The 4,312-nt window shown below is 67.4% G+C and carries 3 protein-coding genes; 2 read left to right on the top strand and 1 reads right to left on the bottom strand.

Annotated features, from left to right (window positions below):
* The first annotated feature begins 181 nt into the window (after positions 1 to 181).
* A complete protein-coding gene (locus tag AC1D2K_RS30865) occupies positions 182 to 1,159 on the top strand; it encodes a tripartite tricarboxylate transporter substrate-binding protein (RefSeq protein ID WP_478093763.1) in 978 nt (325 codons plus the stop codon).
* A gap of 63 nt (positions 1,160 to 1,222) precedes the next feature.
* On the opposite strand, the gene AC1D2K_RS30860 is transcribed toward AC1D2K_RS30865, so the two are convergent.
* Positions 1,223 to 3,334: a PQQ-dependent dehydrogenase, methanol/ethanol family gene (locus AC1D2K_RS30860; RefSeq protein WP_478093761.1), complete on the bottom strand. Its 2,112-nt coding sequence runs from the start codon at positions 3,332 to 3,334 to the stop codon at positions 1,223 to 1,225.
* A gap of 133 nt (positions 3,335 to 3,467) precedes the next feature.
* Here AC1D2K_RS30860 and AC1D2K_RS30855 point away from each other — a divergent pair.
* Positions 3,468 to 4,312 (top strand): GAF domain-containing protein (locus AC1D2K_RS30855; RefSeq protein ID WP_478093759.1); only part of this gene is annotated, 845 nt, incomplete at its 3' end.

Genomic DNA, 4,312 nt, shown 5'->3' with positions numbered 1-4,312 from the left:
GCACTCCAGCTCTGGCATGACAGGCAGGCACGATACCCGCGATGGCGCCGGCCCACATCGACGCGGCGGAAAATCACGGTTCGTGCGCATTCCTTGGCCTGGATCAGGACTTGGGGAAAATCAGCTTTCGTCAGGTTCCGGTCAGCCGATAAACTCGCTGCCTTTTCAACTCGGAGACAGCATGAAGAAACTGCTCGCTATCACGGCGATCGCCGCCGCCGCCGTGGGCGTCCATGCCCAGGAATTCCCGGGCAGCAAGCCCATCAGCATCGTGGTGCCGTTCTCCGCCGGCGGCCCGACCGACCGCGTCGCACGCGACCTCGCGGAAGCGCTGCGCAAGCCGCTGGGCGGCATCAGCATCGTGATCGACAACGTCCCCGGCGCCGGCAGCTCGATCGGCGCGGCCAAGGTGGCGCGCGCCAATCCGGACGGCTACACCCTGCTCTTGAACCACATCGGCATGTCGACCATTCCGACGCTGGTGCGCAACGTGCCGTTCAAGGTCGAGACCGACTTCGAATACCTGGGCATCGTCAACGACGTGCCGATGACGCTGATCGCCAAGCCGACGATGGCGGCCAACAACTACAAGGAACTGAGCACCTGGATCGCCGCCAACAAGGGCAAGATCAACCTCGGCAACGCCGGCATCGGCTCGGCCTCGCACCTGTGCGGCCTGCTCTACCAGAGCGCGATGAAGACCGAGATGACGGCGGTGCCGTACAAGGGCACGGCGCCCGCGATCACCGACCTGATCGGCGGCCAGATCGACCTGCTGTGCGACCAGACCACCAACACCTCGCCGCAGATCGAGGCCAAGAAGGTCAAGGCCTATGCCGTGACCACGCCCAAGCGCCTGACGACGCCGCTGCTGAAGCACCTGCCGACGCTCCAGGAAGAGGGCCTGAAGGACTTCGAGGTGACGATCTGGCACGGCCTCTACGCGCCCAAGGGCACGCCGCCGGCGGTTGCCAAGAAGCTCAACGACGCGCTCAAGGTCGCCCTCAAGGACCCCGAGTTCATCAAGAAGCAGGAAGGCCTGGGCGCCGTGGTGGCGACCGATGGCCGCATCGAGCCCGAAGGCCACAAGAAGTTCGTGGCGGCGGAAATCGCAAAATGGAGCCCGATCATCAAGGCCGCAGGGGTCTATGCGGACTGATCACAGGACCTGAAAAAGGCAAAGCCGCCGGCGCGAAAGCCCGGCGGCTTTTTTCATGCGCAGTTACTTCGGGCGTATGGCGTCCGCAGTCCCCTGGATGAAAGCCTTGATCTTCTCGACGTCCTCGGCGGTCAGCTTGCCGCTGAAGTCCGGCATGCCCCGGTCGGTCGCCGGACCCTTGAAGACGAACTTGTCGAGGTTCTCGATGTACGACGAGTTCATGTAGCCCAGGTTCGGGATGTTGCCGCCGCGGTCGACGCCGGGCACCCCGTGGCAGAAGACGCAGTTGCTCACGTACAGGTAGGTCCCGGCCTCCACTTTGGCGGGGTCGTACTTGACGCCCTGCAGCAGCTTGTCCATGCGGTACTGCACGAACTCCGGCTTGGGCGCATTGCCCCCGACCGCGAAGGTGTAGACCGTGCCCGGGCCCTGCCGCTCGGTGGCCCGCTGCGCCAGCCCGTAGACGCCGCCCCAGCCGACCGCCACCGACACGTACTGCTTGCCGTCGACCATGAAGGTGGCCGGCGCCGCCACCACACCGGTGCCGGTGGGCGTCTCCCAGAGCTTCTCGCCGGACTTGGCGTTGTAGGCCACCAGCCGACCATCCGCCGTGCCCTGGAACACCAGGTTGCCGGCCGTCGTGAGGGTGCCGCCGTTCCACGGCGACACGTAGTCGACGCCCCAGGCCTCCTTCTGCGCGATCGGGTCCCACGCGACCAGCCGGCCCATCGGCTTGCTGGTCGGCGGCTCGGCGTTGGCGAACTTGGCGGTGTTCCAGCCCAGCGCCGCGTGCGGCCGGCCCGGTGCGTTCTCGTTGAACTTCCAGGCCTTGTCATCCATCAGGTTCAGCGGCACGTGCTGCGCCGGCAGATAGGCCAGCCCGGTCTGCGGATTGAAGGACATCGGGTGCCAGTTGTGGGCGCCGAAGGGGCCGGGGATGCTGTCGTTGGGCTTGGTGCCATCGCGCGCCGAGGCCACCTCGATCGGCCGGCCGTTCTTGTCGTAGCCCGTGGCCCAATTGACCTGGACGAAGTTCTTCGCCGAGATGAACTTGCCGTTGGTGCGGTCGATGACGAAGAAGAAGCCGTTCTTGGGCGCGTGCAGGATCACCTTGCGCGGCTTGTTGTCGATCTTGATGTCGGCCAGGATCATCGGCTGGGTCGAGGTGTAGTCCCAGTTGTCGCCGGGCGTCTCCTGGTAGTGCCACTTGTACTTGCCGGTGTCGGGGTCGAGCGCCACGATCGACGCCAGGTAGAGGTTGTCGCCGCCCTTCGGGCTGCGCAGGCTGCGGGCCCAGGGCGAACCGTTGCCGGTGCCCACGTACATCAGGTTGAGTTCGGGGTCGAAGGTGAGCGAATCCCAGGCAGTGCCGCCGCCGCCCGACTCCCAGTACTTGTTGCTCGGGTCCCAGGTCTTCGCCGCCTTGGCCATCGAGGCGTCCTCGAAGGGCTTGGACGGATCGCCCGGCACCACGAACCAGCGCCACTTCTGCTCGCCCGAGGCGGCGTCGTAGGCCGTGACGTAGCCGCGCACGCCGTACTCGGCGCCGCCGTTGCCGATGATCACCTTGCCCTTGAAGACGCGCGGCGCGCCGGTGATGGTGTAGGCGCGGCTGTGGTCGATGATGGTGTCCTTCTCCCACACCACCTGCCCGGTGGCGGCGTCGAGCGCGATCAGGCGGCCGTCGTAGGCGCCCACATAGACCTTGCCCTGGTGCAGCGCCACGCCGCGGTTGACCACGTCGCAGCAGCCCTTGAAGCCCTTCGAGCGGTCGACCTTCGGGTCGTAGCTCCAGATCTTCTTGCCGGTGCGCGCATCGATCGCATGCACCACGCTCCAGGAGGCGGTGACGTACATGATGCCGTCGACCACCAGCGGCGTGGCCTCGACGCCGCGCGTGGATTGCAGGTCGTAGGACCAGACCAGGCCCAGGTCCTTCACGTTGCCGGTGTTGACCTGGTCGAGCTTGCTGAAGCGGGTCTCGGCGAAGTCGAGGCCGTAGCTGGGCCAGTCGGGCGTCTTGGCCGCATTGGCCCGGATGAAGGCGCCGTCCACGCGCTGCGTGGCGGCCTTGATGTGCTCGGGCGAGCCTTTGGCCGTCTGCGCCAGGGAATCGCTCGCGGCGCCCAGGCACAGCAGCGCGCCGAGCGCCAGCGCGGCGTGATATTTCGTCATCGTGTCGTCTCCTGTCGTTGCAAGACGAAGGATCGTGCGCGCCGGCACTTTGATCATCCTCGGGATTTCCCTAGACCCGGATTGTTCCATTGCGGAACAAATTCGACCCTCTTCCTTGCTCTGGAGTCGCCCCGTGGCCCTTTCGACGCGCACCCCGGCCGGCGGCCCACTTCAGCTGTTCGCCACCACGCCGGCCGAACGCGTGGCGCTGGCGCGGACCCAGTTCTTCGAGGAGGGCGTGCGCCCTTCCGGGCTGGTCGGCGAGGCCGTGATCCAGTCCTGGATGCGCTGTGCGCGCGCCCATGCCGACACCCGCCGCGCGGTGGCCTTCGATGCGGTCACGCCGAGCCGCCTGCATGCCACGCTGGCGCGCAACCGCGAACTGCTGGCGGCCGCGAGCAGCGAGCTGGTGGACATGGAGAGCGCGCTGGCGGGCACCGATTGCCGCGTGCTGCTGACCGATGCGCAGGGCGTGATCGTCCACGTGACGCACCATCCGGCCGCGGCCCAGCAGCCGATCATGCACCGCACGGCGCGGCTGGGCGTCAACATCGCCGAGAGCGTGGTCGGCACCACCGCGCCCGGCATCGTGGCGAGCACCGGCCAGGCCTGCACGGTCGATGGCGCCGAGCACTATTTCGAATGCCTGCGGGCCATGCAATGCGCCGCGGCACCGATCCGCGACGTGCACGGGCAGCTGGCCGGCGTGCTCGACCTGTCGGTGGAATCGCGCCGCTTCGGCTTCGACGCGGCCTCGATGGTCGCTCTCTACGCCACCACGATCGAGAACCGCCTGCTGCTGGCGCAGTCGCGCGACCGCCTGGTGCTGCGCTTCCAGGCCAACCCGACGCTGCTGGGCACACCGCTCGAGGCGCTGGCCGGCATCGCCCCCGACGGCACCGTGGCCTGGCTCAACGCGGCCGGTGCACGGCTGATCGGCGGCCTGCCCGAGGCGGGACCCTGCGACGTCGAGTTGCT

Source organism: Variovorax sp. P1_H12_2, from assembly GCF_056405335.1.
The sequence above is the reverse complement of the archived record's forward strand: the minus strand, read 5'-3'. Positions and strand labels throughout refer to the sequence as shown.